Here is a 24,564-nt window from a genome sequence, read left to right as displayed (position 1 = left end):
GCCTCACGCCGTCTCCAGCGCCGCCGCTTCCGCGCCCATGTCGAATTGCAGCCGCGCCAGCCGCGCATAGAGGCCGCCCGCGGCGACGAGGCTCGCGTGAGTCCCCTGCTCCACGATGCGGCCCTCGCTCATCACCAGAATGCGGGTGGCTTCGAGCACTGTGGCCAGCCGATGGGCGATCACCAGCGTGGTGCGTCCCCGCATCACATCATGCAGCGCCTCTTTCACCAGCGCCTCGTTCTCGGCGTCGAGCGCCGAGGTCGCCTCGTCGAGCAGCAGGATCGGCGCGTCGGCGAGAATGGCGCGCGCAATGGCGAGGCGCTGGCGCTGGCCGCCGGAAAGCGTGACGCCGCGCTCGCCGATCTCCGTGTCATAGCCCTGCGGCAGCGCCTCGATGAATTGCGCCGCCTGCGCGCGCTTGGCCGCTTCGACGATCGCGCCGCGCGAGACGCCCTCGCGGCCATAGGTGATGTTGTCGGCGACGCTCATGCCGAAGACGATCGGGTCCTGCGGCGCGAGCGCGATGGCGCCGCGGAGCTCGATCGGATCGAGCGCGCGCAGATCGACGCCGTCGATCGTGATCGCGCCCCGCGAAACATCGTAGAAGCGCTCGAGCAATTGGAACACGGTCGATTTGCCGGCGCCGGATGGGCCGACAATGGCGATGCGCTCGCCCGGCGCGACGGCAAAGCTCAGCCCATCCAAGGCCGCCCGTCCCGAGCCCGCAGGATAAGAGAAGCCGACATCATCGAAGGCGACGCCGCCGCGAACGGGCTTCGGCAGATGGAGAGGAGCGGAAGGCGCAGCGACCGTGGGCTGGATGGAGAGAATCTCGCCGATGCGGCCGGCGGCGCCGGCGGCGGCGGACACCTCGCTCCAGACCTGCGACAATTCTCCGAGCGAGCTCGCCGCCAGCACGGCGTAGAGCACGAATTGCGAGAGAACGCCGGTGGTGATGCGGCCGGCGAGCACATCCTGCGCGCCCAGCCACAACATTGCGACGACGCTGCCGAAGGCGAGGAAAATCGTCACCGAAGTGACGATGGCGCGAGTCTGCGTGGCGTCGCGCGCGGCGGCATAGGCGCCTTCCGCCGCGGCGCCGAAACGCTCGGCCGCGACTCGCTGCGCATTGCAGGCCTGCATGGTGCGCATGGCCGCGAGATTTTCCGCGGCATAGGCGCTGGCCGTGGCGAGTTGATCCTGCGCATGGCGCGAGCGCCGCCGCATCACCCGCCCGGAGGCGATGAGCGGCAGGACGATGCAGGGAATGGCCGCGAGCGCGACGCCGGTGAGCTTGGGGCTCGTCAGCGTCATCATCACGATCGCCCCCGCGAACATGAAGAGATTGCGCAGCGCGATCGACACGGAGGAGCCGAACACGGATTTCAGCTGCGTCGTGTCGGCGGTGAGGCGCGAGGTCAGTTCGCCGGTCTTCGTCTTGTCGTAGAAGGCGGCGTCGAGCGAGGTGAGATGGCGGAAGAAATCGCCGCGCAGATCGGCGACGATGCGCTCGCCGAGCGTCATCACCAGATAATAGCGCGTGCCGGAAGCGAATGCGAGAATCGCCACGACGCCCACCATCGCGCCGAAATAGAGGTTCACGGCGGAAGGATCGTCGGCGGAAAATCCGTGATCGATCATGCCGCGCACGGCGAGCGGCAGGGTGAGCGTCGAGACCGCGGCCACGCCGAGCGCGATCAACGCCAGCGCGATTCGGCCCTTATAGCGATAGGCGTAGGGAAGAAGCGGCTTCAGCGCGTCGAAGGCGCGCAGCCGCGAACGAAAATCGCGAGAGGAGGTTTCGGCTGTCATGCGGGGGATATAAGCGCCGAACCGGATCAGTCCAAGCCGCATCGTGTCGGCCGACGCATTTCACGACGCCGGCGATTTCGCGGGGCGCCACGCCAAGCGATTGATTTGCCGAGATTGAGGAAAAAAGGGCCGCGTTTTCTCGAAAAACGGCCGACGGAGCCCGCTAGACAGTCGACAAGGTTATGTTAGGCTCGTCATCGTCGACAAGACAGCCCCGCAGAGAGGGGTAGGAGCGCACCCGCCACCGAATGAACGATAAGGCGGGACGTTCTGGAAACCAAAGGAGTGACACCAATGGCTGAAAAAGAATTCGAACTCAACACCACCGTCTATATTTTCGCGGGCGTCGGCGCCCTTCTGCTCGGCGGCCTCGGCGCTGCTGGTCTCGGCGGCGTCGCGAATACGCTTTCCGCAGCCGTAGTCGGCGCTCTCGCCGGCGGCATCCTCGGCTTCTACTTCAAATAAGCCGCGAACCGCTCGACCTCTCCCCCCATGGACGCCCGAGTCGGAACCCCTGTCCACGGATCCCGGCCAACGTCCGAATGTAACGCCGGCGACCGCCTGTCGCTGGCGTTACTTTATGCCCTGCCTCGAGCCGCTCGCCACTGATTCGCAACTGCGGGTCTGATGCGGCGGAACCTAGGCGCAAATAACCACAGAGCGCGGCCTGCGGTAAATGCGCCAGATTGTCGCGCCCCCTCGGCTCAATCGTCGTCGAAGTCGAGAGTCTTGAGCCGGCCGAACACACGGTCGGCGTCGAACTGATCTTCCTCCTCGACCGGAGGCGCGGCCGGGCGCTTGCCGAACACATCCTCGGTCGTCGTCGGCTCGTGATGAGGCGCAGTGGTGATCTCGGCCGGCTGCAGCGTCTGGCCCTGCTCCTCGAGCGCGGCGGGACGATCCTTGGCGGCGCGATTGACCTCGAAATCGAGATCGATCTGCGAGCAGAGGCCCAATGTCACCGGGTCCATCGGCGCGAGCGCCGCGGAATTCCAATGGGTGCGCTCGCGCACCGCCTTCAGCGTGCTCTTGGTGGTGCCGACGAGGCGCATGACCTGCGCGTCCTTCAGCTCGGGATGGTTGCGCACCAGCCAGAGAATGGCGTTGGGCCGATCCTGACGGCGCGACAGCGGCGTGTAGCGCGGCCCGCGCTGGCGCTTGACCTCGGGCACCTTGACCTTGGAGACGGACAGCGACAGCCGATGGGCCGGGTCGCGCTCGCCGCGGCCGATCTCCTCGCGGGAGAGCTGGCCGGACGTGATCGGATCGAGCCCGCGAATGCCGGCGGCGACCTCGCCATCGGCGATTCCCTTCACCTCGAGCGGGTGCAGCTTGCAGAAATCGGCGATCTGGTCGAAGGCGAGCGACGTGTTCTCGACGAGCCAGACGGCGGTCGCCTTGGGCATGAGCGGAGCGGTGCTCATCGATCGATTCTCCTTCAGATGCGCGAGATAAGCCGATCCCGCGCCGCGGGGCCGAAGCCGCGATTTTTACGGATTACCATGCGGGGGATGACCTCCATATAGACTGGCCGCCGGCGAAGCGCAATCGCCGATGCCGGCCTCGCGTCATCGAGCGCCTTCCCGCGCATGGGCGGGCCGCAATCCCCTCACAAATTCGGGCAGAGCGGCGCCGATCGCCGCGCCGAGCCGCGGCCCGTGGCGATGAAACAGCAGGCCGGCGGCGATGACGGCGACTCCTATGCCCGAGAGGGCGAAGGGAAAGAGAATCGAGTCCTTGAACACCTCGGACGCCAGATGGCCGAGATAGAGCGTCACGCCAAAGGCGCCGAAGACGGCGTAGGCGCGGCGCATCAGCACGAGCGACAGCAGCAGAAGGCCGAGATTGATCGCGCAATAGAGCGCCTTGCCGATCTCGTCGCCGCTGTGCTGCGCGGTCAGCCCGCCCCAAAAGGCGAAAAGCCCGGAAAGATGCAGCCAAAAGGCGAAGTCTCCGCCGCGCCAGCGCTTCAGATCGACGAGCCAGGCGGCGGCGATGACGAGCGCGCCGAAAGCGAGGCTCACATTGGCGCGCTGCTCGAAGGTGAAGGCCTCCTTGCCGACCAGCCAGGGCGTCAGATCCATCGACATGAACCACAGCGCGAAGGCGATTATCATGGTGAGGAAAGGAAAGGGAAAAAACGCCAGCGCCAGCACCGCCGCGGCGATCGTCCCCAGCTCCATCGGCAGCCAGCTCGCGCGCACCCAGACATAAAAGTCGTGATAGGGGACGGATTCGGTCGGATCATGACCGCCGAGAAGCTGGAGCGCGAAGACGAAGAGCGGCGCCATGGAGACGGCGCATGTCACCAGCAGGCCGGCGGGCGTGCGCAGCCCGCGCCGCCGCCACAGCCAGCCGCCCGCGGCGGCGAAGCCGACGCCATAGGCCAGCGAGGTGATCATCAGCGCGCGCGGCCCCCAGAGGCCGAAGGCGGTGGTGCTGAACAGGCTCATCGCGCCCATGACGATGAGCGCGCCCATATACCAGAGCACATTGACGACGTCGAAGCGCGGCGCCCCCTCCCCTGCGCTTCCGCGCTCGACGAGGAAATGCGCGAGCCGCCGATGGGCGTCGGCGTCTATGACGCCGGCCTCCAGCGCCGCGCCGAGATCGTCGGTGGTGAATTTCGATCGGGCCATGGCGAATTCTTTCCGTCCAAGAAAATCATTCGGGGCCGGACACGACCTCGGCCGCGCCATCTCGCGCCCGACTATAGCCGCTCCGCCCCGCATTCGCCCCTGCATAGCGCCTAGAAAGGGACAAAAATGTGCGTTTCCGCATTCTGGAGCCCACGTCTCCGCCGGGAGGGAGAGCCGGATGGCCGTCTCAGCCCCAATTTGACAGGACGCCCCCCTTTTGCCCATGTTCGCGCCCCGACGCGGGCCGGGCTCCCCGGCGAAGCCAAGCGGCGAGCCGCCCGCGACCGGATTTCTGAAGGACTGCTCGATGAATGTCGTCATCGTCGAATCGGCCGCCAAGGCCCAGACGATCAACAAATATCTCGGCCGCGATTTCAATGTGATCGCCTGCTACGGCCATGTGCGCGACCTGCCTCCCAAGGACGGCTCCGTCGATCCAGCCGAAGATTTCGCGATGAAATGGGAGAGCGACGCCAAATCGGCCAAGCGCATTTCCGCCATAGCGGACGCCGTGAAGAGCGCCGACACGGTCATTCTGGCCACCGACCCGGATCGCGAGGGCGAGGCCATCTCCTGGCATTTGCTCGACATATTGAAGAAGAAGAAGGCGCTCGGCGGCAAGCGCGTCGAGCGCGTCGTCTTCAACGCCGTCACCAAGGACGCGATCAAGCACGCGATGGCGCATCCGCGCGAGATCGACCAGGCGCTGGTCGACGCTTATCTCGCCCGCCGCGCGCTGGATTATCTCGTCGGCTTCACCCTTTCCCCGGTGCTGTGGCGCAAATTACCGGGCGCGCGCTCGGCCGGCCGCGTGCAGTCGGTGGCGCTGCGCCTCGTCTGCGACCGCGAGCTGGAGATCGAGAAATTCGTCACCCGCGAATATTGGTCGCTGGTCGCGCATCTGAAAACCAAGGCCGGCGAGCCCTTCACCGCCCGCCTCTCGGGCGCCGACGGCAAGAAGATCACCCGCCTCGACATCGGTTCCGGCCAGGAGGCCGAGGATTTCAAAAAGGCGCTGGAGAGCGCCGCCTTCACAATTCGCTCGGTGGAGGCGAAGCCGGTCAAACGGCACCCCTACGCGCCCTTCACCACATCGACGCTGCAGCAGGAAGCCTCGCGCAAGCTCGGCCTCGCGCCGGCGCAGACCATGCGCATCGCGCAGCGGCTCTATGAGGGCGTCGATATAGGCGGCGAGACCGCCGGCCTCATCACCTATATGCGAACCGACGGCGTCGACATGGCGCCGGAGGCGATCGCCTCGGCACGCAATGTGATCGCTTCAGAATATGGCGAGCGCTTCGTGCCCAAGGTTCCGCGCAAATATACGGTGAAGGCCAAGAACGCCCAGGAAGCGCATGAGGCGATCCGCCCGACCGAGCTCTCCCGCCTGCCCAAGCATGTCGCCAAGCATTTGGAGCCGGAGCAGGCCAAGCTCTATGAGCTGATCTGGACCCGCACCATCGCCAGCCAGATGGAATCCGCCGAGCTGGAGCGCACCACTGTCGATATCGACGCCCTCGTCGGCAAGCGGAGCCTCGAGCTGCGCGCCTCCGGCCAGGTCGTTCGCTTCTCGGGCTTCCTCGAGCTCTATCAGGAAGGCCGCGACGACGATCAGGACGAGGATGGCGGCCGCCTGCCGGCGATGGCCGCCGGCGAGCCGGCGACGCGCGAGAAGATCGAGGCCAGCCAGCATTTCACCGAGCCGCCGCCGCGCTACACGGAGGCCACTCTGGTCAAGCGCATGGAGGAGCTCGGCATCGGCCGCCCCTCCACCTACGCCTCGACTCTGGCCGTGCTGCGCGAGCGCGACTATGTGCGTCTCGACAAGAAGCGCCTCGTGCCGGAGGACAAGGGCCGCATCGTGACGGCCTTTCTGGAGAGCTTCTTCACCCGCTATGTGGAGTTCGACTTCACCGCCGATCTCGAGGAGAAGCTCGACAAGGTCTCCAACAATGAGATCGACTGGAAAGAGGTGCTGCGCGACTTCTGGGCCGATTTCTCGGGCGCCGTCGACGGCACCAAGGAGCTGCGCACCACTCAGGTGCTCGACAGCCTCAACGATCTGCTCGGGCCGCATATTTTCCCGGCCAAGCCCGACGGCTCCGATGCGCGCGCCTGCCCGGCCTGCAGCGCCGGCCAATTGTCGCTGAAGCTCGGCAAATACGGCGCCTTCATCGGCTGCTCGAACTATCCCGAATGCCGCTTCACCCGCACGCTCTCGCCGCCAACCGGCGAGGCCGCCGAGGGCGCGCGGCCAGGCGTGAAGGTGCTGGGCCAGGACCCGGAGAGCGGCGCCGAGATCACTCTGCGCGGCGGCCGCTTCGGCGACTATGTGCAGGAGGGCGAGGCGACCGAGGAGGGCGAGAAGCCCAAGCGCTCCTCCATCCCCAAGAGCATAAAGTCCGACGAGCTGACCCTCGAGCAGGCGATTCGGCTGCTCTCGCTGCCGCGCGAGGTGGCCAAGCATCCAGAGAGCGGCGAGCCGATCGTCGCCGGCATCGGCCGCTTCGGTCCTTATGTCCAGCACGGGAAGACCTACGCCAATATCGGCCGCGACGACGATATTCTGACGATCGGCGGCAATCGCGCCATCGATCTCATCGTCACCAAGGAGAGCGGCGGCGGCGGCTCGCGCTTCGGCCGCGCCTCCGACCCCGGCCGCGCGCTCGGCGACCATCCGCAGGGCGGCGCCATCTCGGTGAAGAGCGGGCGCTTCGGCCCCTATGTGAATTGGGGCAAGGTCAACGCCACCCTTCCCAAGGGAACCGATCCCGAGAGCCTGACGGTGCAGCAGGCGGTCGATCTTTTGGCAGCCAAGGCGAGCGGCGCGCCCTCGGGCGGCGGCCGCGTGCTCGGCGAGCATCCGCAGGGCGGCGCGATCACGCTGCGCGACGGCCGCTATGGCCCTTATGTGAATCTCGGCAAGGTCAACGCCACTCTGCCGAAGAATATGAGCCCGGAAGATGTGACGCTGGAAGAGGCGATCCGTCTGATCGAGGAGAAGGGCGGTCCGGTGAAGGCCAAGAAGGCGCCGGCCAAAAAGGCCCCCGCCGCCAAGGCCAAAGCGCCCGCCTCCAAGGCCCCGGCGAAAAAACCCGCCGCCAAGAAGGACATTGAAGAGAGCGACGAGGTTCCCTTCGAGGATTCGAAGCCGGCGAAAAAAGCGGCCGCCGCCAAGGCTCCGGCCAAGAAGCCCACGAAAAAGGCCGCCTCGGGGAAGTGAGCGGGAGGCGCGAAACGAGAATTTCGCGCCTTTCGACGTTGCCTCCATGCGTTCGAGACGTCATATTCACGGAATGTCGACGAAAATCGCCTATAGACCGCGCAATAGCTGAAGGGCAATCCGATGCTGCTGCGTTTTTCCGTCGCCAATTTCGGCTCGATCCGCGACGAGCAGCAATTGTCGATGATCGCCTCCTCGCTCAAGGACGAGCCCGGCGGCCTCATCGACACGCCTGCGCTGCGCTCGGAAAAAATCCTGCCCTCGGCCGTGATCTATGGCGCCAACGCTTCCGGCAAAAGCAATCTCGTGCGGGCGCTGGCGCATATGCAGTTGCTGGTGCGCAACTCGCACCGCCAGGGCGAGCCCGGCGCGCCCATCCCACTGAAACCCTTTCTGCTCGACCCGGCCTATGCGACGAAACCGAGCGTCTTCGCCATTGATTTCGTCTGGAACGGCGCACGCTACGCCTATCGCTTCGAGGCGTTGGGAAATGAATTCATGCAGGAATCGCTTCATGTCTGGCGCGGCGGGCCGGTGACGCTACTCTTCGAGCGCGAGCGGCAGGAGTTCAAATTCGGGCGCAGCTTGAAGGGGCGGAACAAGGTCATCGAGGATTTGACGCGGCCGAATAGTCTTTTTTTGTCGGCGGCGGCGCAGAATAATCACGAGGAGTTGAGTGATGTCGTCGATTTTTTTTCAAATTTTCAAGTTGATTCCGCAGATGTTAAGAACGCGCGTCAAGTGTCTTACGATGTTGCAGAGAGCGGCGTCGATCAGAAAGTGATAGCCCTGCTTTCAAAAATCGATTCCGGAATTGAAACCCTGCGCACAGTCAAGGATGATCTGGTACAAGATAAGACATATTTCCACGTATACACTACTATAAAAAATATAAATAAATCACAATCAAATAAGCGTGAAAAGTCGATATTTCGATATCGATCAGCTATTTCTAATATGACTGATTCAAGCCAAAAATCACTTTTTGATATAAAAGATCTAACACAGAGGTCGATATTTGATGATGACATGGTGCAATTGGGCCACCGAGCGATAAATGGCACAACCGTGTTCCTTGAAATTGAAGACGAAAGCAGTGGCACTGTACAACTCTTGTCAATCCTAGGCCCGGTTTTCCGAGCTTTGGACAAGGGCCATTTTATAATCATCGACGAATTCGGCAGCCGCGTGCACACACGCGCCTCCGAACTCATCCTCTCCCTTTTTGCGTCCAAGGAAACAAACCCCAAAGGCGCTCAGCTCATCGTGACGACTCACGACACCAATCTGCTGAACGCCCCTGCCCTTCGGCGCGATCAAGTCTGGTTCACCGAGAAGGACGAGACCGGCGCGACGCATCTCTATCCGCTGACCGACATAGAAACCCGCAAGGGCGACAATCTCGAGAAGGGCTATCTGCAAGGCCGTTATGGCGCCATTCCCTTCGCCGGCGCCGCCGCCGATCTGCTGAAGACGCGCTGATCCATGGCGCGCGACCGCTGGGACCTCGCGCGCGAGAAGGCCAAGCGCCAGCCGAAGCGTCGAATCATCATCTATTGCGAGGGCAAGAAGACAGAGCCCGCCTATTTCCGCGCGCTGGAGCGCCATTATCGGAATGCGCTGATAAAGGTCGAGACGATACAAGCCGGCGTGCCCATGACCGTGGCGGAGCGCGCCGTCGCGCGCGCAATCGACGAGGGGCTGTCGAAGCGAAGCCGGCGCAAGCCGAAAAACTCGTTCGAGGAAGGCGATCAAGTCTGGGCGGCCTTCGACGTCGACGAACATCCGCGCTTCGACGAAGCGGTCGCGCTATGCGTCTCGACGGGCGTCGGCATCTGCCGCTCGAACCCTTGCTTCGAGGTGTGGCTGATCCTACACGAGCAGGAATTTCACAGCCCCGCAGACCGTCACGCGGTCTGCGCGCATCTCGAGCGCCTGCGTCCAGAATATGACTCGAATGGCGCGAAGACCTGCGATTTCGAGGAAATGGTTCATCGCGTCGAAACCGCCGAGACGCGCGCCAAAACGCAGCTTCAAAGCCGCGAAAAAGAACGGGCGCCATTCGGGCGCCCGTCCACCACCGCCGGCGAATTGACGGCCGCGATCCGCGAGGCGGCAGCGCTTCACAGGCCGAAGCGCTGATCTCCCCTCACTGCGTCAGCCGCAGCGAGCCGAGCCCCGTGCCGATCGTCGAGAAGGCGAGGTTGAGGCTCTCCGCGTCGGTCGCCGCGAAATAGTGATCCTTGTTGGTCGCGCAATTCTTCAAGAGCGTCAGGCCCTGATCGTCGATCGGATCGCTCGAGATCGAGAAGCCGATGGTGAAAATCTCCACCCCTGCCGCTTTGGCCGCCTTGCAGGCCTCCAGCGTCAGATCGTCCTCGGCGCTGCGCGATGTCGACAGATAGCTCGTCTTGCTTCCGGCCGAGGCCGTGAGCGCCGATCGGTAATTGACGCCGTCGCCCGCCGAGCCGTCTGGAAGCCGCGCATTGGCGGAGCCGTTGTAGGTGTAATAGCCGAGCGACTCGTAGTCGGACCCGACCACGGTGCGGGTTTGCGTTCCCCAATTGTTGAAGCCGTCGGTCATGAACACGATGACCTTGTGATTGCCGGTGGCGCTATAGGCCTTGCCTCGAGCGAAGGGACCGACCGGCGAGATCGTCCGCCAACCCCACATGAAGCCGACATGGAGATTGGTGTTGCCATTGGCGGCGAGCTTGTCGATCTTGTTTTCGACCGTGGTCTGCGTCGAAGTGAGCTGCAGAACCGATTGCGTCGCATTGTCCGGGCAGAACTGATTCGGCCCGAAAAAGCTCTCGGGGCCGAAGGAGCCGCCGATCGACGAGCTGGTGTTGTATTTGCAAATATGGGTGAGCCGGCCCCATTCGCTGCTCGCCGTATCGCCGCAGGTCGAGGACGCGCTCCCGCCGCCCCAGTCCCAACTCCACCCCCCGTACTCGGCGTCGTTGTCGTCGAGATAGCTGTTGCCGTAGCCGTTGCTATCCGGCTCGTCGGGCGCGAGATAGGGGACGAACAAGGTCTCGGCGTTCGTCGAAGAGATCGTCATATCCTGCACATTATAGGGATAGATCGGCTCTTCGAAGCAGCCGCGCCAATCCAGCGAGGACCTGCTGCTCGCGAGCTTGCTGAAAATGTCGAAACGGTTCGTGAAGCCGGCGGCGGTCGCCGCCGTCTTGCCGCCGAAGGCGACCCAATGCTGAGAATTGGCGCCCTCGAGATCGATCCAGGAGGCCGAACGATTGGTCGAGACGGTGGGATCGACAGCGACGACGCCGCCCGCGAAAGGCGTCACCGCGAACTTCACCCGTCCCGGCGCCTTGGTGAACATGGTGCCCACGAAGCTCTTCGCGGCGGTCCGCAGGGCCTTGAGCTTCGTCACGCCGCCCGTGCTGCGGGTCATCGAGCCGGAATTGTCGAGCACCAGCGCGATCTCATAAGTGTCATTCGGGCTGATGCCGCCCTGCAGCGCCGCGCAGGCCGTCACCTGGGTGGACATGGACGTCGTCCCGGCGATCTTCATGATGGCGGTCGCGACCTGCGCCTGCGCCGTGACACAGAGCGAGAGCCGATCGGCGGCGATGGCCGCCGACGTCACCGTCGCCGTGGCGTTGCGATAATTGGTCGAGAGATAGACCTGGGCCTGGCTGCGCGCCTGCTGATCGGTCGTCGTGCCGACGATGCCCTTGGCGACCGCGAGCACGGCTGTGTCCGCCGCCTGCTGCAACGAGCCGCGCGCGGCGGCTATGCGGCCATAATCGACGCCGGCGCCGATCATCATGACGACCGGCACGAAGCTCAAGCCGAATATGATTCCGACGTTTCCTGCTTTGTCTCGTGCGAAGGAACGAGCAGATCGTTCCTTATTCGCCACAGGCCGCATCATGTAGGGGCTCTCGATGTTCGTGAAAATCGGACCGCCTACGCTTACGGCAAATTTCTCTTTCGGTTCTAAACCGATCCGGACAATTACGGTTGACCTCCGGTAACCTCGAGAAAGCGTAAACGGAGCCTATTCGCCCCCTCGGCGCCGGGCCGCGCGCTTCGGCGTCGCACGGTGTATATATCGACGTCCCAGCGCCGACCGCCGGGACGATTCCGCGACCTTCGAGACCGACTTTGACCAGAAAAACACGCGAGTTCGCCTCGCCCGCCCCCGTCCTTCCCGCACGCGAGGAAATTCTCGCCTTCATCGCGCGCGAACGCGAGGCGATGAGCCGCGCCGGCAATACGGGAAAGATCGGCAAGCGTGAGATCGCACGCGCGTTCGGCGTCAAAGGCGCCGATCGAATCGGATTGAAGCGCATTTTGGCCGAGCTCGAAGCCGAGGGCGCGATCGAGAGGCGCGGCAAAAGGCTCGCGCGTCCGGGCGTCCTGCCCGCTGTCGTGCTGGCCGACATCACGGGTCGCGACCAGGATGGCGAGCTGATCGCCGCGCCGGCCGAATGGGATTCCGACGAGCTCGGCGCGCCGCCGCGTATCCGCATCTCCGCGCCGCGCAGACCCAAGCCCGGCGAGCCGCTGCCCGGCGTCGGCGACCGCGCTCTGGTGCGCGCCGAGCCGGATCGTGACGCCGGCCCGAATGATCCGCCCTACGCCGGGCGTGTGGTGAAGCTCCTCTCCAAGGCGCGGGCGCGCATCGTCGGCGTGCTGCGCGTCGCCGCCAATGGCGTGGCGCACATAGAGCCCGTCGAGAAGAAGCAGGCCGGCCGCGAGATGGTCATCGCGGCGGAGGATCGCGGCGAGGCCAAGGACGGCGATCTCGTCTCCGTCGATCTCATCGGCAAGACGCGGCTCGGCGCGCCACGCGCCCGCGTGCGCGAGACGCTCGGCTCGCTCGCCACCGAGAAGGCGATCAGCATGATCGCTCTGCGCGTGCATGGCGTTCCCGACGAGTTCCGCGCCGAGGCGGTCGCCGAGGCCGCCGCCGCTCTGCCCGCGCGGCTCGAGGCGCATCGCGAGGATTGGCGCGAGCTGCCGCTCGTCACCATCGATCCGCCCGACGCCAAGGACCATGACGACGCCGTCTTCGCCGAGCCGGACACGGCGCCCGACAATCCCGGCGGGCACATCGTCACCGTAGCCATCGCCGATGTCGCTTATTACGTCCGCCCGCATTCGGCGCTCGACAAGGATGCGCTGGAGCGCGGCAATTCGGTCTATTTTCCCGATCGCGTCGTGCCCATGCTGCCCGAGCGCATCTCCAACGACCTCTGCTCGCTGAAGCCACACGAGGATCGGCCGGCGCTCGCGGTGCGAATGCGCATCAGCGAGAAAGGCCATAAGCTCGGCCACACCTTTCATCGCGTGATGATGCGCTCCAAGGCCAAGCTCAATTATGCGCAGGCGCAGGAGGCGCTCGACGGACGCCCGGACGAGATTTGCGCGCCGCTGATGGAGCGCGTGCTGGAGCCGCTGTTTCGCGCCTATAAATCGGCGGATCAGGCGCGCGAATTGCGCGCGCCGCTGGAGCTGGAGCTACCCGAGCGCAAAATTCTGCTGAAGGCCGACGGCACGGTCGATCGAATCGTCGTGCCGCCGCGCCTCTCGACGCACCGCTTGATCGAGGAATTCATGATCCTCGCCAATGTGGCGGCGGCGGAAGTTCTCGAGGAAAATCGTCAGCAGCTCATCTATCGCGCCCATGACGAGCCCTCGCGCGAGAAGGTGGCGGCGCTCTCGGAATTTCTCGCGACGATCGGCGTGAAGCTCGCCAAGGGCCAAGTGCTGCGGCCCTCGCATTTCAATGTCATCCTCGCGCGCGTGCGTGGCAAGGAGCATGAGAATATCGTCAATGAGATCATCCTGCGCACGCAGGCGCAGGCCGAATATACGCATGAGAATTACGGCCATTTCGGCCTCAATCTCCGCCGCTACGCGCATTTCACCTCGCCCATCCGCCGCTACGCCGATCTCGTCGTGCATCGCGCGCTCATTCGCGCGCTGGGCTTCGGCCCCGGCGCCATGCCCGAAATCTCGGCCGGCGAGCTGGCGGAAATCGCCGCGCGCATCTCCGGCGCCGAGCGGCGCGCCATGGCGGCCGAGCGCGAGACAATCGATCGGCTGATCGCCGCCCATCTCGCCGAGCAGATCGGCGCGCGCTTTCCGGCACGCATTTCCGGCGTGACGCGCGCCGGACTCTTCGTGCGGCTGCTCGATACGGGCGCGGACGGATTCATTCCGGCTGCGACGCTGGGGCGCGAATATTTCCGCTATGACGAGGCCGGCCATGCGCTGACCAGCGGCTCGGGCGAGAGCTTTCGCTTAGGAGACATCATAGAGGCGCGGCTCGTCGAGGCGACGCCGATCGCCGGCGCCCTGCGCTTCGAGGTGGCGAGCGGCTCCCGCAGCAGGGCGGCGCCGATGAAAAGCGGCCGGCTCTCGGGACGCGGCCGCGTCGAGCGGGCGAAGCAGAAGCGACGCAAATGAGCGCTCGCCGACGTTCGGACGCCGAACGAACGCCATTTCCGCCCGAAACGACCCTATATCGGCGATTTCTGCGAGATCGCGCGCCGCCGCCCGCCTTGACAAAGGCGCCCGCGTCCTTATGGTGCCGGCCAATGCGCCGCCGGGTTCGTGAGGATCGGGACCGGAGCGAGAATGTCCCCTCACAAGTTCAGGACTGACGGCAATGGCCAAATCCGCCATGATCAAGATCAAGCTTCTGTCGACGGCCGACACGGGCTCCTTCTATGTGACGAAGAAGAACGCCCGCACCAAGACCGAGAAGCTCGTGTTCAAGAAATACGATCCCGTCGTGCGCAAGCATGTCGAGTTCAAGGAAACCAAGATCAAGTGAGGCGAGGCGGGCCAGCCCGCCTCTTCCGCCGCCGACGGCGCCGCTATCGCGGCTTCGAAGCTCGAAGACGCCCGAAGCTCTAAGTGATACTGAAACGAAACGAGCCCGGAAACGGATTTCTCCGTTCCGGGCTCGTTTCGTTTCAGGCGGAGAGAAGATTGTTCCTCGATCGTCACGCCCACCGGCTGCGGCCGCCTTCGTTTCTCCCGAAACGAAGGCGGCCGACTGGCGCTGGCTTTAAGGAGGCCACTCCAACCAACGCCAGCCGGCCAACCCCACGGACCCAGGAGATGCGGCGGACCTGAGCACTCCGCAGGGTATTCGAAGTTGTCTGCCGATACGCATCCAACGCAAAAGCACGCCTTGGGTTCTTATTCTTCTTTGCCCCCCGACGCTGCCTGACGCGCATCACGTTTTGGCATGGCTGAGGTTAGCTCAGCTGCATAAAAATGCAACCATCTGGCAAAATTTTCTACAACTTTCCAGATACTAAGTCAAAAACAGTGGCTTGTGATGACGCCTCCGCGGAAGTGAGCGCGCTCTGCGGGCGCTTGTCCACGACGCCTTTGCTCGGGACCGAGCTTTGTGGCAAACCCAGCCGGCCGGGGGCCGCCGATCGGGTTTGGCCGTCAGCGGCGTGGGAGGAAAATCGATGAAGTTTCGTGGTCTCGGATTGGCGCTCATCGGCGCGGTGGCGCTGGCGCTCGCCGCCTGCAGCGGCGGCCGCGAGCCCAATGACGCCGTCGGCGCCAAAGTGCTGCGCAATCTGCTTTCCAAGCAAGGCGTCAATGGCAAGCTGATCTCCTTCAAGAAAATCGACGGCCGCGCGCTGAAAACGCCGAACGCCGAGGCCTATGAGTTCTTGTACGAGGCCGAGGTGCAGTTCCCGGAGGCCTATGAGGCCGAATGCGCGAATGAGCGCGCACGCGGACGCTGCGCCTATCTCGGTCTCGCGCAAAGCCAGAGCTTCCAGAAGGGCGAAGTGCTGAAAGCCGAGGGCACGCTGCATTTCGTGCGATCCGACAAGGGCTGGGTCGGCGAAGACCAGATCGCCTATTGAGCCGCCCGCTCGTCGTGATCCCCGCCCGAATGGGCTCCTCGCGCCTTCCCGGCAAGGCGCTGGCGCCCATAGCGGGGCGGCCGATGATCCTGCATGTGCTGGAAAAGGCCCTCGCCGCCGCGATCGGCCCGGTCGCGGTGGCGACCGATTCTCCCGAGATCGCGGCGATCGTCGCAGCGGCCGGCGGGCGCGTGGCGATGACGAGCGGCGATCACGCCTGCGGCAGCGACCGCGTCGGCGAGGCGGTCGCCGGCCTCGATCCGGCCGGCGAGCATGACATCATCGTCAATCTTCAGGGCGACCAGCCGAACATCGCCCCGGATACGCTGGCGACCGCGCTGGAGCCGCTCGCGGACCCCGAGGTGGATATCGCGACGCTCGCCGCGCCGGCCGCGCCGGGCGAGCGCGACGACCCCAATTCCGTCAAGCTGATCGGCGCCGAGATCGCGCCGCGTCGGATGCGGGCGCTCTATTTCACCCGCGCTCCGGCGCCATACGACGATGGGCCGGATTACCATCATATCGGCGTCTACGCCTTTCGCCGCACGGCTTTGGCGCGCTTCGCCGCCCTGCCGCCCTCCGCGCTCGAGCTTCGCGAGCGGCTGGAGCAGCTGCGCGCGCTCGAGGCCGGAATGCGCATCGACGCCATGATTCTGGACAAAGCCGCCCGCGGGGTGGATACCAGCGCCGACCTTCAACGCCTGCGCGCGGCGCAGGACAAAGACGAACGGAGCCGTCGATGAGCGAGCGGCCGAAAATCGCCTATCAGGGCGAGCCCGGCGCCAATTCCGACATCGCCTGCCGGGACGCCTATCCTGATCACGAACCCCTGCCCTGCGCCAGCTTCGAGGACGCTTTCGCGGCGGTGACCGAAGGCGTCGCGGCGCTGGGCATGATCCCGATCGAGAATTCGATCGCCGGCCGCGTGGCGGATATTCATCATTTCCTGCCCAACGCTGGACTCTACATCATCGGCGAATATTTTCTGCCGATCCATTTTCAGCTGATGGCGCCACGCGGCGCGACGCGCGAGACGTTGCGCGGCGTCTACAGCCATGTGCACGCGCTCGGCCAGTGCCGCAAGATCATCCGCGCGCTCGGCCTCACCGCCCATACGGCCGGCGACACCGCCGGCGCCGCGCGGGAAGTCGCCGAGTGGAACGACACGAGCAAAGCCGCCCTCGCGCCGCGCCTCGCAGCGGACATATATGGTCTCGACATTCTCGCCGAGAATGTCGAGGACGCCGCGCATAACACGACGCGCTTCGTCGTGCTGTCGAAGACGTCGAGATGGGCGGCGGCGGGCAATGGCCCGACGATGACGAGCTTCGTCTTCCGCGTGCGCAACGTGCCGGCGGCGCTCTACAAGGCGCTCGGCGGCTTCGCCACCAATGGCGTGAACATGACCAAGCTCGAGAGCTATATGGTCGACGGCGAATTCGCGGCGACGCGTTTCCTCGCCGATGTCGACGGCCATCCAGACGAGCCGCCGCTCGCCCGCGCGCTCGACGAATTGCGCTTCTTCTCCAAGGAGCTGGAGATCATCGGCGTCTATCCGGCGCATCGCTTCCGCCAGGAGAACAAGCGTAGCTTCGAATATGGCGATTAGTTTCGGACGCACGATCGACGGCGCGCATCACCCTCCCCTTCAGGGGAGAGGGTCGGCCGGCGAATAGCCCGGCGCTTGCGACGGGCGTTCTTTATAGAACGCCCTATGGCCGGACGGGGTCCGAGATTCGGGAAGTCCCCCTCCCGAGCGCATTCGGCGCTCGACCTCACCCTGGAGGGGGGAGGTGGAAACGCGATCTTTCATACGTCTCTGTCGTTCCGCCCGATTTCGCTGGTTTCAGACGGGAGAAGCCCCATGGCCGCAGCCTATGACAATGACAATGTGTTCGCCAAAATCCTGCGCGGGGAGATTCCGGCGCATAAGGTCTATGAGGACGATGTGGCGCTGGCGATCATGGACATCATGCCGCGCGCCGAGGGCCATGTGCTGGTGATCCCCAAGGTTCCGGCGCGCAATCTCCTGGACATCGACCCGGCCGCGCTCGCAGCGCTCATTCCCCGCGTTCAGCATGTCGCCAAGGCGGCCAAGGACGCCTTCGGCGCCGACGGCCTCACCCTGCAGCAGTTCAATGAGAGCGCCGGCGGACAGGTGATCTTTCACCTCCATTTCCATATTCTGCCGCGCTTCGAGGGCGTCGCGCTGCGGCCGCCGGGAACCATGGCCGATGGCGAGAAGCTGAAGGCGCAGGCGGAGAAGATCAGAGCCGCGCTCGGCCCGTTTGTGGGCTGAGCGTCGCCCGCTTCAAGCGCGCCCGAATATTTTCCGCAGCTCTGTCTTGGCCCTCTCCAAAATGCGGCGGCGCTCCGCCGGCAGACCGCGTCCGGCGCGATTGATGTAGAAGGTCAGCATGGACATTGCGGAGCGAAAGGGCGCGCTCTTGCGACGCTCGCTGTTTTCCGCCGAGCGCTTCAGCGAGCGCGCTATGGCGCGGGGATCGTCCTGCGTGAATACGTCGGGCTCGAGGTCCAGCGCATTGCTCTTGCGCCCGACCTCGGCCGACCAATAGGCGGATTTGCTTTTCTCGCCGCTCAGGCGGCGCGCGCGCTCTGGCAATGGTGACCGCCGGGCTGGGAAACGCCGCGCAATGTCGCGCCGCTGAGGCCGGCGTCGCGATCCATCGCGAGATCGGCGAGCGAGACGATGCCGACGAGGCGCTTGCCGCGATCGAGCACGGGCAACCGGCGCAGCTGCTGCTCGGCCATGTTCTGCGCGACATCCTCGACGTCGTGATCCTCATAGCAATAGCGAACGTCTCTGGTCATGACGTCGCGAATCTTCGTCTCCGCGCCCTTGCCGGCCGCGATGGCGCGCAAGGCGATGTCGCGATCGCTGATCATGCCGACGAGACGATCGTTCTCGCCGACCGGCAACAGGCCGATGTCGAGATCGGCCATGCGTTTGGCCGCGTCGCAGATCGTCTGATCGGGCTCGACGAGACAGACCTCGCGCGTCATGATGTCCTTGATCTTCATCATTCGACTCCGTGTTTGCCTTGGAAAACTTGCGGGGCCGGCGAAGGTTCCGCGCCTTTCAGCGCGCGAGCAGCGCGACCGCGAGGCCGCCGGCGAGCGCGAGCGCGGAAGCTGCGGCGACACGAAAGCCGAGGCCGGCGCCGCCGATCCACCATGTCAGCGCCGCCTTGGAGAGCGTGTTGACGGCGACCGCGAGGCCGATCGACGCCGCAGCGACATCGAGCGTGAGCGTCGCGCGATCGAGCCGCGCGACGGACAAAGTTATGGCGTCGACGTCGACGACGCCCGAGATCGCCGCGACCGCGAGCGCGCCCGCCTCGCCCGCCATTCGGGTCGCGAGACGCGCCACGATCGCGACCACGGTGAGGAGCGCGCCGAATTGAAGCACGACGCCGAGATCGAGAGGGTTCTTCGACGCATGGCTCACATCTGTCGAAGAGGCGACCGCGCGGCGCATGAACAAAAGCGCGAAGGCGAGCATGACGGCGCCGCCTGCCGCGAAGGGCGCCGCGAGAACGCCGAGGAGCTCGATATCGATCAGCGCGACAACAGCGAGCACGCGCAGCGCCATTGTGGCGTTGGCGAATAACGCGCCGGCGGCGAAGAGCGGCGCGCCTTCGCTCTGCTCGCGCAAGAGGCGCGCCATCGTCATCGTCGCGGCGGTGGAGGAGACGAGGCCGCCGGCAATTCCGGTCAGCGCCACGCCGCCGACGCCGCCCGCCGCCTTCATGGCCACATAGCCGAGGAAGTTGATGACCGCTATCAGCACGGTCAGCAGCCAGATCTCGTGCGGATTGACCGTCTTCCACGGATCGACGGCGCGGTCCGGCAGCAGCGGCAGCAGAATGACCGTCATGGCGGCGAGCGTCAGGCCGGAGCGCAGCTCCTCCCAGCTCAGGCGCCGCAGCCAGCCATGGCTCGCGGATTTCAGCGCCAGCAATCCCGCAGTGGCGACGCCCGCCGCGGCCGCGGCCTCGACATCGCCGACGACGGCGAAAGCGCCGAGCGCGAAAGCCAGCATAGCGGCGACCACTGTGGTCGCGCCGAAGGTCTCGTCATGGACGATCTCGCGATAGCGAAACAGGACGATCGCGCCGGCGAACGCCACGAAGGCGAGGCCGAGCGACACCGCGCCGCCTATGCCGGTCTGATTGCAGATGGCGCCCCAGACGGCGCCGAGGAGGGCCGCCAGCGCATGGGTACGAAAGCCCGCGGCGCGCTCGCCCTCCTCGTCCTCGCGCGCCTGCCAGCCGCGCTCGAGGCCGATCAAAAGGCCGATCGCCAGAGCCACCGTCAGGCGGCGGAACAATTCGGTCGTCTCCATGCGCCGGCCTTCCCGAATAGTGGAACTTCACAATTATACTCGCGCTCCGGCAAACATGCGCAGCGCCGCCGGCGAGACGCCTTGTCGCAGATCGAAATAGCCCGCCCAAGGATCGGCGCGTAGCGCGGCGAGGCGACGCTCCACCTTGTCGAGGCAATAAAAATCGGCGCGCTCGATGCGGCCGAGCTCGTCCCAGGAGACTGGCGTCGCCACGGAAGGCGTCTCCCGCGCGCGCGGCGAGAAAGGCGCCACCGCGCTCGCGCCGCGATCATTACGCCGATAGTCTATATAGATGCGGCCATGGCGCCGCGCCTTGGTCGCTATTGCGGTGAAGCGGGCCGGATCATCCGCCGCGAGACGGCCGGCGACGCCTCTGGCGAAACCGGTGAAGGTCGGCCAGTCGAGCGCGTCATCCAGCGGCGCGACGACATGCAGCCCCTTGCCGCCGGTGAGCAGCGCGAAGCTCGCGAGCCCCGCCGCCTCCAGCAGAGCGCGGAAATCGCGCGCGGCGCGCTTGACCTCCTCGAAGGTCACGGATGGATCGGGATCGAGATCGAAGACGAGACGATCGGGACGTTCCAGCGCATCGAAGCGCACGCCCCAAATATGCAGCTCCAGCGCATCCATCTGCGCCGCGCCTTCGAGGCCCGAGAGATCGTCGAGGAAGAGGAATTCTTCCCATTCGCCGTCGCTCCCGGCGATGGGCGCGGCTTTGAGTCCCGCGGGCAGGCCGCGCCGATGATGGCGCTGGAAGAAGCAGCCATGCGCCGCGCCATTGGGACAGCGCAGCAACGACAGCGGCCGCCCGGCGATATGCGGCAGAGCGAAAGGCGCGACCCGGCGCCAATAATCGACCAGCCTCTGCTTGGTGACATGCAGAGCGGCCGGGTAGAGCGGCTTGTCCGGGTTGGTGAGGCGGATCATCGCTGGCCTCGCTTCGGCTCGCGAGGCGTTGGGATGGAGGCTCCCTCATCCTGAGGAGCGGCCGCAGGCCGCGTCTCGAAGGACGAGGGAGCCTTCATGCGCTGGCTGCTGGATCTCGCCCTCGTGCTTCGAGACGGTCGCTTCGCGACCTCCTCAGCATGAGGGCGAGGATTGCAGGACGTTGGAGAACTCACCTCACTCGCCGGCTTGTCCTCGCGCAGGCCGATGAAGGTCGGATGACGCAGCACTCCCTCCTTGGTGCGCTCCGTATAATCGATCTCGACGACGAGCCGCGGCGCCACATAGCGCGCATGACGCGCGATTTCCGCCGGAACGGCGGCGAAAGGCGAGGTCTTGCGCGCATGCGCCCGCAGAGCGGCGCCGATCTGCGCAAGATCGCGATCGGAAAAGCCGGCGCCGACGCGGCCGCGATAGCGCAATTCGCCATCGACGAATTCGCCGAGCAGCAGAGAGGCGAAGTCGCGGCCCTTCTTCGTCGAAGGACGATAGCCGCCGACGACGAACTCATCGCGGCCGAGACATTTGACCTTTATCCAGGCGCGCGTGCGCCGCGAGAGATAGGGCCGATCGACGCGCTTGGAGACGACGCCCTCGAGCCCCATGCGTCGGCATTCCGCGAGAAAACGCGCGCCGGCGCCGATCACATGGCCGCTGTAGCGTATCGCCGCCGGCGGCTCGGCGAGCAGCGCAGCAAGACGATTCTTGCGCTCGAGCAAAGACTCATTGGAAACATCCTCGCCATCGAGCTCCAGCAGATCGAAGGCGTAGAAGACGAGCGCCCGCGGACGCTTCTCCAGCATCTTCTGCAGCAGGCCGAAATCGCTGCGGCCGCTCTCCTCCAGCGCGACGATCTCGCCATCGATGAGCGCGCTTTTCATCGGCAATTGCGCGGCGGCCTCGGCGATGCCCGAAAATTTCGCCGTCCAATCGAGGCCGGAGCGCGTGTAGACGCGGCACTTGCCGCCCGCTGTCGCGACGAGCGCGCGATAGCCGTCGAATTTGATCTCATGCAGCCAGTCCTCGCCGGCAGGCGGCTCGGCGGCCGGCGTCGCGAGCTGCGGCGCACGAAATTTCGGCAAGCGCGGCGCACGGGTTTCGCCATCGGCGATCTCCGCGAAGCTGCGGCCCGTCGTCACGCTGCGCGTCCATTCGCGCGTCGGATCGAGATCGGCGTCGGCCTGCCCATCCTTCATTTTGACGAGAAGCCAATTTTCTTTGAGCTCTTTCCCCCGGCGCGGCACTCGCACCAGCGCGAAGCCGCCTCTCAGCCGCTCGCCTTCCAGAATGAGCTCGAGACGCCCATCCGCCAGGCCGCGATGCGGATCGCCCTTGGGCGTCCAGCGGCCGCGGTCCCACAGCATCACCTCGCCGCCGCCATATTCGCCTTTGGGGATGGTTCCCTCGAAGCTCCCATAATCGAGCGGATGATCCTCCGTGCGCACGGCGAGACGCTTCTCGCTCGGGTCGAGGCTGGGGCCGCGCGTGACGGCCCAGCTCTTCAGCACGCCGTCCAGCTCGAGGCGCAGATCGTAATGCAGCCGGCGCGCGCGATGCTTCTGCACGACATAGGCGCCCTGCCCTTGCGCCCGTGCGGCGCCTTCCGGCTCGGCCGTGCGGTGAAAATCGCGCTTGGCGCGATAGGCGACGAGCCGCTCGTCCTTCGCTGCGAGCGGCCTCGCGCGGGGAGAAGCGCGATGAGCCGATGACGAGCGCGCGGATGGACCCAATTTGCGCTCCTCTCGCGGTCACGCGCGCTTCTTCACCGGCCCCGTCTTCGCCGCAGCCTTGGCTGACGCCGTCTTCGCCGGACTCGCCTTTTTCGCCGGCTCGGCGGCGCGCGCCTTGCCGTGTACGGGTTGCGGCGCGCTCTCGCCGACGCTGCGCTTCAGCGCCTCGATGAGATCGATCACCTTGCCGGGGCCGCGACGCTCCTCCTCGCCAGTGGTGACGATCGCCTGGCCTTCGCGCTTGCGCTCGACGAGATCGCGCAACGCTTCGGCGTAGGAATCCTTGAACGCCTTGGGATCGAAAGGCGCGCTCTTGCGCTCGATCAGCTCGGACGCCAGCGCCACCATCTCGGCGTCGCTGTCGCCTTCGCCGATCTCGGCGAAATAAGGCTCATAGGAGCGGAGCTCATTGGCGTAGCGCAAGGTCTCGACGAGCAGCCCCTTGCCGAGCGGCGTCACCGCGACAATGCTCTCGCGCCCGCGCATGGTGAGCCGGCCGATGCCGATCTTGCCGGCGCGGCGCAGCGCCTCGCGGATCACCGCATAGCCTTCGGTCGAGACATCGCCCTCCGGGGCGAGATAATAGGGCCGGTCGAAATAGCGCGGATCGATCTCCTCGCGCCCGACGAATTGCACCAGCTCGATCGCTTTGCCGCTGTCGAGCTTGATCTCGTCGAGCTCGTCCGGCTCCAGCACGACATAGGAATCGTCGCCGATCTCGAAGCCTTTGACGATATCGGCGGAGTCGATCGGGCCGACGCCGGGCACGACCTTCTCATAGCGCACGCGCTTGCCCGAGGGCTTGTGGATCTGATGCAGCGTCGTCGCCTGGGCGCTCGATGTCGCCGCATAGAGCTCGACGCCGATGGAGACGAGCGAAAGCCGCAGATAGCCTTGCCAATAAGCGCGCGCGCGTGGAGCCATGAGGTGAGACCCTTTGCTGTTCGCGCTCTATCTAGCGCCGCGGCGCGCGCGGACGATGGCGGCGTTGAGTTCGCCGCCATAGATGAAGATGACGCCCGAGAAATAGAGGAAGACGAGCGCGATCATCGCCGAGGCGAGGCCCGCATAGGTCAGCGCATAGCGGTCCGAGAAGGCGGCGAGATAGCGGCCGAAGGCGGCGCCGGCGACGAGCCACAGCAGCAGTGTCGCCAGCACGCCGGGGAGTATGTCGAGAAAGCGCCGCCGCCCCGCCGGCAGCCAGGCGTGAACGGACAGCAGCGTCAGCGCCAAAATCAAAGTGGCCACGCCATAGCGCGCGAGCGTCACCATCGTCTCGAAAGGCGCGAACCAGTCGAAATAGCGCGCAGCGGCGTCAGTGATGAGCGGGCCGAGCACGACCAGCACCGAGAGCGCCAGCAGCGCCGCCGCGCTGCCGATCACATAGAAGATCGACTCGAGCCGCAGCAGCCACCAGCTGCGCGATTCCGGTGTTTCATAGGCGCGATTGAGGCCGATGCGCAGGCTCTCGAGGCCGCTGGAGGCGAAATAGACGGCAAAGAGCGCGCCGAAGGTGAGATTGCCGACCTGCGGCTCCGTCGCGACGCGCCGGATCTCTCGCGCGATCGGCTCGGCCACCTCCGGCGGCCAGGCGTCGAGCAGCAGACGGCCCGCCTCGTCCGCGAGGCTCTTCGAGCCGAGCAGGCCGGCGAAGGCCGTGACCACGATGAGAAAGGGAAACAGCGACATCAATGTCGAGAGCGCGATATGGCTCGCTATGGCGAAGCCGTCGCGATCGACGAAATGCAGGAAAGCGTCCAGCGGAATGCGTAGCGGCGCGGGCAATCGTTCCGCCCATGGCGCGAGCGACCCGAGAGCGCGCCGGAAGACTGCTTTGTCGACCTCGTCCAATCTCGGCTCCCACGCTCGCCGGCAAGCGATAGTCGAGCATATAGAGCCATAGGACGTCGGCAACTTTCGTCATCCGGCGACGTTGAAGAGAAGCGGCGGCGACGCTCCGGCGCCGTCGCCGGCTGCC

The 24,564-nt window shown here is 65.4% G+C and carries 21 protein-coding genes; 10 read left to right on the top strand and 11 right to left on the bottom strand.

Annotated elements, in window-relative coordinates; genetic code table 11:
* Positions 1-3: 3 nt before the first annotated feature.
* On the bottom strand, positions 4-1,812 hold the full coding sequence (locus FMZ75_RS16395; protein WP_166144263.1) for an ABC transporter transmembrane domain-containing protein: 1,809 nt from the start codon (positions 1,810-1,812) through the stop codon (positions 4-6).
* Between the two features lie 294 nt (positions 1,813-2,106).
* On the opposite strand from FMZ75_RS16395, the gene FMZ75_RS16390 reads away from it, so the two are divergent.
* A complete protein-coding gene (locus FMZ75_RS16390) occupies positions 2,107-2,277 on the top strand; it encodes a hypothetical protein (protein WP_166144260.1) in 171 nt (56 codons plus the stop codon).
* A gap of 239 nt (positions 2,278-2,516) precedes the next feature.
* On the opposite strand, the gene FMZ75_RS16385 is transcribed toward FMZ75_RS16390, so the two are convergent.
* Positions 2,517-3,236, bottom strand: coding sequence for a DUF1013 domain-containing protein (locus tag FMZ75_RS16385; RefSeq protein ID WP_166144258.1), 720 nt, complete (start codon positions 3,234-3,236; stop codon positions 2,517-2,519).
* Positions 3,237-3,380: 144 nt separating this feature from the next.
* Complete coding sequence (locus FMZ75_RS16380) at positions 3,381-4,451, bottom strand: hypothetical protein (RefSeq protein WP_166144256.1); 1,071 nt, start codon at positions 4,449-4,451, stop codon at positions 3,381-3,383.
* A gap of 307 nt (positions 4,452-4,758) precedes the next feature.
* Between FMZ75_RS16380 and topA the strand changes: the two genes are divergently transcribed.
* From topA to FMZ75_RS16365, 3 genes are all read left to right on the top strand, one after another.
* Positions 4,759-7,674 carry a type I DNA topoisomerase gene (gene topA / locus FMZ75_RS16375; RefSeq protein WP_166144254.1) on the top strand — a complete coding sequence of 972 codons (2,916 nt, stop codon included), beginning with the start codon at positions 4,759-4,761 and terminating at the stop codon, positions 7,672-7,674.
* Between the two features lie 123 nt (positions 7,675-7,797).
* Positions 7,798-9,156 carry an ATP/GTP-binding protein gene (locus FMZ75_RS16370; protein ID WP_166144252.1) on the top strand — a complete coding sequence of 453 codons (1,359 nt, stop codon included), beginning with the start codon at positions 7,798-7,800 and terminating at the stop codon, positions 9,154-9,156.
* A gap of 3 nt (positions 9,157-9,159) precedes the next feature.
* Positions 9,160-9,816, top strand: coding sequence for an RloB family protein (locus tag FMZ75_RS16365; RefSeq protein ID WP_142863458.1), 657 nt, complete (start codon positions 9,160-9,162; stop codon positions 9,814-9,816).
* Positions 9,817-9,823: 7 nt separating this feature from the next.
* On the opposite strand, the gene FMZ75_RS16360 is transcribed toward FMZ75_RS16365, so the two are convergent.
* Positions 9,824-11,572, bottom strand: a complete 1,749-nt coding sequence (locus FMZ75_RS16360; protein ID WP_255461825.1) for a pilus assembly protein — start codon at positions 11,570-11,572, stop codon at positions 9,824-9,826.
* Positions 11,573-11,808: 236 nt separating this feature from the next.
* Here FMZ75_RS16360 and rnr point away from each other — a divergent pair, with 236 nt between their 5' ends.
* The 6 genes from rnr (at position 11,809) to FMZ75_RS16330 (ending at position 17,847) form a co-directional block, all read left to right on the top strand.
* Positions 11,809-14,118 carry a ribonuclease R gene (gene rnr, locus FMZ75_RS16355; protein WP_166144248.1) on the top strand — a complete coding sequence of 770 codons (2,310 nt, stop codon included), beginning with the start codon at positions 11,809-11,811 and terminating at the stop codon, positions 14,116-14,118.
* A gap of 202 nt (positions 14,119-14,320) precedes the next feature.
* The gene (rpmG, locus tag FMZ75_RS16350) at positions 14,321-14,488 is read left to right on the top strand and encodes a 50S ribosomal protein L33 (RefSeq protein WP_108918013.1); all 168 of its coding nucleotides are present in this window, start codon (positions 14,321-14,323) and stop codon (positions 14,486-14,488) included.
* 652 nt (positions 14,489-15,140) lie between these two features.
* The gene (locus FMZ75_RS16345; protein ID WP_142864466.1) at positions 15,141-15,548 is read left to right on the top strand and encodes a hypothetical protein; all 408 of its coding nucleotides are present in this window, start codon (positions 15,141-15,143) and stop codon (positions 15,546-15,548) included.
* A complete protein-coding gene (locus tag FMZ75_RS16340) occupies positions 15,545-16,291 on the top strand; it encodes a 3-deoxy-manno-octulosonate cytidylyltransferase (protein WP_166144246.1) in 747 nt (248 codons plus the stop codon). Before FMZ75_RS16345 ends, FMZ75_RS16340 begins: the two co-directional genes overlap by 4 nt.
* Positions 16,288-17,157, top strand: coding sequence for a prephenate dehydratase (locus FMZ75_RS16335; RefSeq protein WP_166144244.1), 870 nt, complete (start codon positions 16,288-16,290; stop codon positions 17,155-17,157). Before FMZ75_RS16340 ends, FMZ75_RS16335 begins: the two co-directional genes overlap by 4 nt.
* A 255-nt stretch (positions 17,158-17,412) precedes the next feature.
* Entirely contained in the window at positions 17,413-17,847 is a 435-nt protein-coding gene (locus FMZ75_RS16330; protein ID WP_166144242.1) for an HIT family protein, read from the top strand.
* 12 nt (positions 17,848-17,859) lie between these two features.
* Here the strand turns inward: FMZ75_RS16330 and FMZ75_RS16325 are convergent, their stop codons facing one another.
* The 7 genes from FMZ75_RS16325 to FMZ75_RS16295 are packed head-to-tail and all read right to left on the bottom strand — an operon-like array spanning position 17,860 to position 24,437.
* Positions 17,860-18,171 (bottom strand): DUF3175 domain-containing protein, encoded by a 312-nt coding sequence (locus tag FMZ75_RS16325; RefSeq protein WP_108918017.1) that lies wholly within the window; start codon positions 18,169-18,171, stop codon positions 17,860-17,862.
* On the bottom strand, positions 18,147-18,590 hold the full coding sequence (locus tag FMZ75_RS16320; RefSeq protein ID WP_108918038.1) for a CBS domain-containing protein: 444 nt from the start codon (positions 18,588-18,590) through the stop codon (positions 18,147-18,149). The genes FMZ75_RS16325 and FMZ75_RS16320 overlap by 25 nt, the downstream gene beginning before the upstream one ends.
* A gap of 58 nt (positions 18,591-18,648) precedes the next feature.
* Positions 18,649-19,914, bottom strand: coding sequence for an MgtC/SapB family protein (locus tag FMZ75_RS16315; RefSeq protein WP_166144240.1), 1,266 nt, complete (start codon positions 19,912-19,914; stop codon positions 18,649-18,651).
* 33 nt (positions 19,915-19,947) lie between these two features.
* A complete protein-coding gene (gene ligD / locus FMZ75_RS16310; protein WP_166144238.1) occupies positions 19,948-20,838 on the bottom strand; it encodes a non-homologous end-joining DNA ligase in 891 nt (296 codons plus the stop codon).
* Positions 20,835-22,586, bottom strand: a complete 1,752-nt coding sequence (ligD, locus tag FMZ75_RS16305; RefSeq protein WP_166144236.1) for a non-homologous end-joining DNA ligase — start codon at positions 22,584-22,586, stop codon at positions 20,835-20,837. Before ligD (FMZ75_RS16305) ends, ligD (FMZ75_RS16310) begins: the two co-directional genes overlap by 4 nt.
* Before the next feature lie 18 nt (positions 22,587-22,604).
* A complete protein-coding gene (locus tag FMZ75_RS16300; protein ID WP_142864458.1) occupies positions 22,605-23,510 on the bottom strand; it encodes a Ku protein in 906 nt (301 codons plus the stop codon).
* A gap of 27 nt (positions 23,511-23,537) precedes the next feature.
* Positions 23,538-24,437, bottom strand: coding sequence for a YihY/virulence factor BrkB family protein (locus FMZ75_RS16295; protein ID WP_246729017.1), 900 nt, complete (start codon positions 24,435-24,437; stop codon positions 23,538-23,540).
* Between the last annotated feature and the right edge of the window lie 127 nt (positions 24,438-24,564).

Origin of the sequence: Methylosinus sp. RM1 (genome assembly GCF_011378635.1) — a bacterium.
Taxonomy (GTDB): domain Bacteria; phylum Pseudomonadota; class Alphaproteobacteria; order Rhizobiales; family Beijerinckiaceae; genus Methylosinus; species Methylosinus sporium.
Note: the sequence above shows the minus strand (reverse complement) of the source record. Positions and strands in the feature narration are given on the sequence as shown.

Coding starts and splice junctions, on each gene's coding strand:
- FMZ75_RS16330 (WP_166144242.1), top strand. CDS start 17,413: ATGGCCGCAGCCTATGACAATGACAATGTGTTCGCCAAAATCCTGCGC.
- rpmG (WP_108918013.1), top strand. CDS start 14,321: ATGGCCAAATCCGCCATGATCAAGATCAAGCTTCTGTCGACGGCCGAC.
- FMZ75_RS16345 (WP_142864466.1), top strand. CDS start 15,141: ATGAAGTTTCGTGGTCTCGGATTGGCGCTCATCGGCGCGGTGGCGCTG.
- FMZ75_RS16300 (WP_142864458.1), bottom strand. CDS start 23,510: ATGGCTCCACGCGCGCGCGCTTATTGGCAAGGCTATCTGCGGCTTTCG.
- FMZ75_RS16390 (WP_166144260.1), top strand. CDS start 2,107: ATGGCTGAAAAAGAATTCGAACTCAACACCACCGTCTATATTTTCGCG.
- FMZ75_RS16315 (WP_166144240.1), bottom strand. CDS start 19,914: ATGGAGACGACCGAATTGTTCCGCCGCCTGACGGTGGCTCTGGCGATC.
- FMZ75_RS16385 (WP_166144258.1), bottom strand. CDS start 3,236: ATGAGCACCGCTCCGCTCATGCCCAAGGCGACCGCCGTCTGGCTCGTC.
- FMZ75_RS16370 (WP_166144252.1), top strand. CDS start 7,798: ATGCTGCTGCGTTTTTCCGTCGCCAATTTCGGCTCGATCCGCGACGAG.
- FMZ75_RS16380 (WP_166144256.1), bottom strand. CDS start 4,451: ATGGCCCGATCGAAATTCACCACCGACGATCTCGGCGCGGCGCTGGAG.
- FMZ75_RS16360 (WP_255461825.1), bottom strand. CDS start 11,572: ATGCGGCCTGTGGCGAATAAGGAACGATCTGCTCGTTCCTTCGCACGA.
- FMZ75_RS16320 (WP_108918038.1), bottom strand. CDS start 18,590: ATGAAGATCAAGGACATCATGACGCGCGAGGTCTGTCTCGTCGAGCCC.
- ligD (WP_166144238.1), bottom strand. CDS start 20,838: ATGATCCGCCTCACCAACCCGGACAAGCCGCTCTACCCGGCCGCTCTG.
- FMZ75_RS16395 (WP_166144263.1), bottom strand. CDS start 1,812: ATGACAGCCGAAACCTCCTCTCGCGATTTTCGTTCGCGGCTGCGCGCC.
- topA (WP_166144254.1), top strand. CDS start 4,759: ATGAATGTCGTCATCGTCGAATCGGCCGCCAAGGCCCAGACGATCAAC.
- FMZ75_RS16365 (WP_142863458.1), top strand. CDS start 9,160: ATGGCGCGCGACCGCTGGGACCTCGCGCGCGAGAAGGCCAAGCGCCAG.
- FMZ75_RS16335 (WP_166144244.1), top strand. CDS start 16,288: ATGAGCGAGCGGCCGAAAATCGCCTATCAGGGCGAGCCCGGCGCCAAT.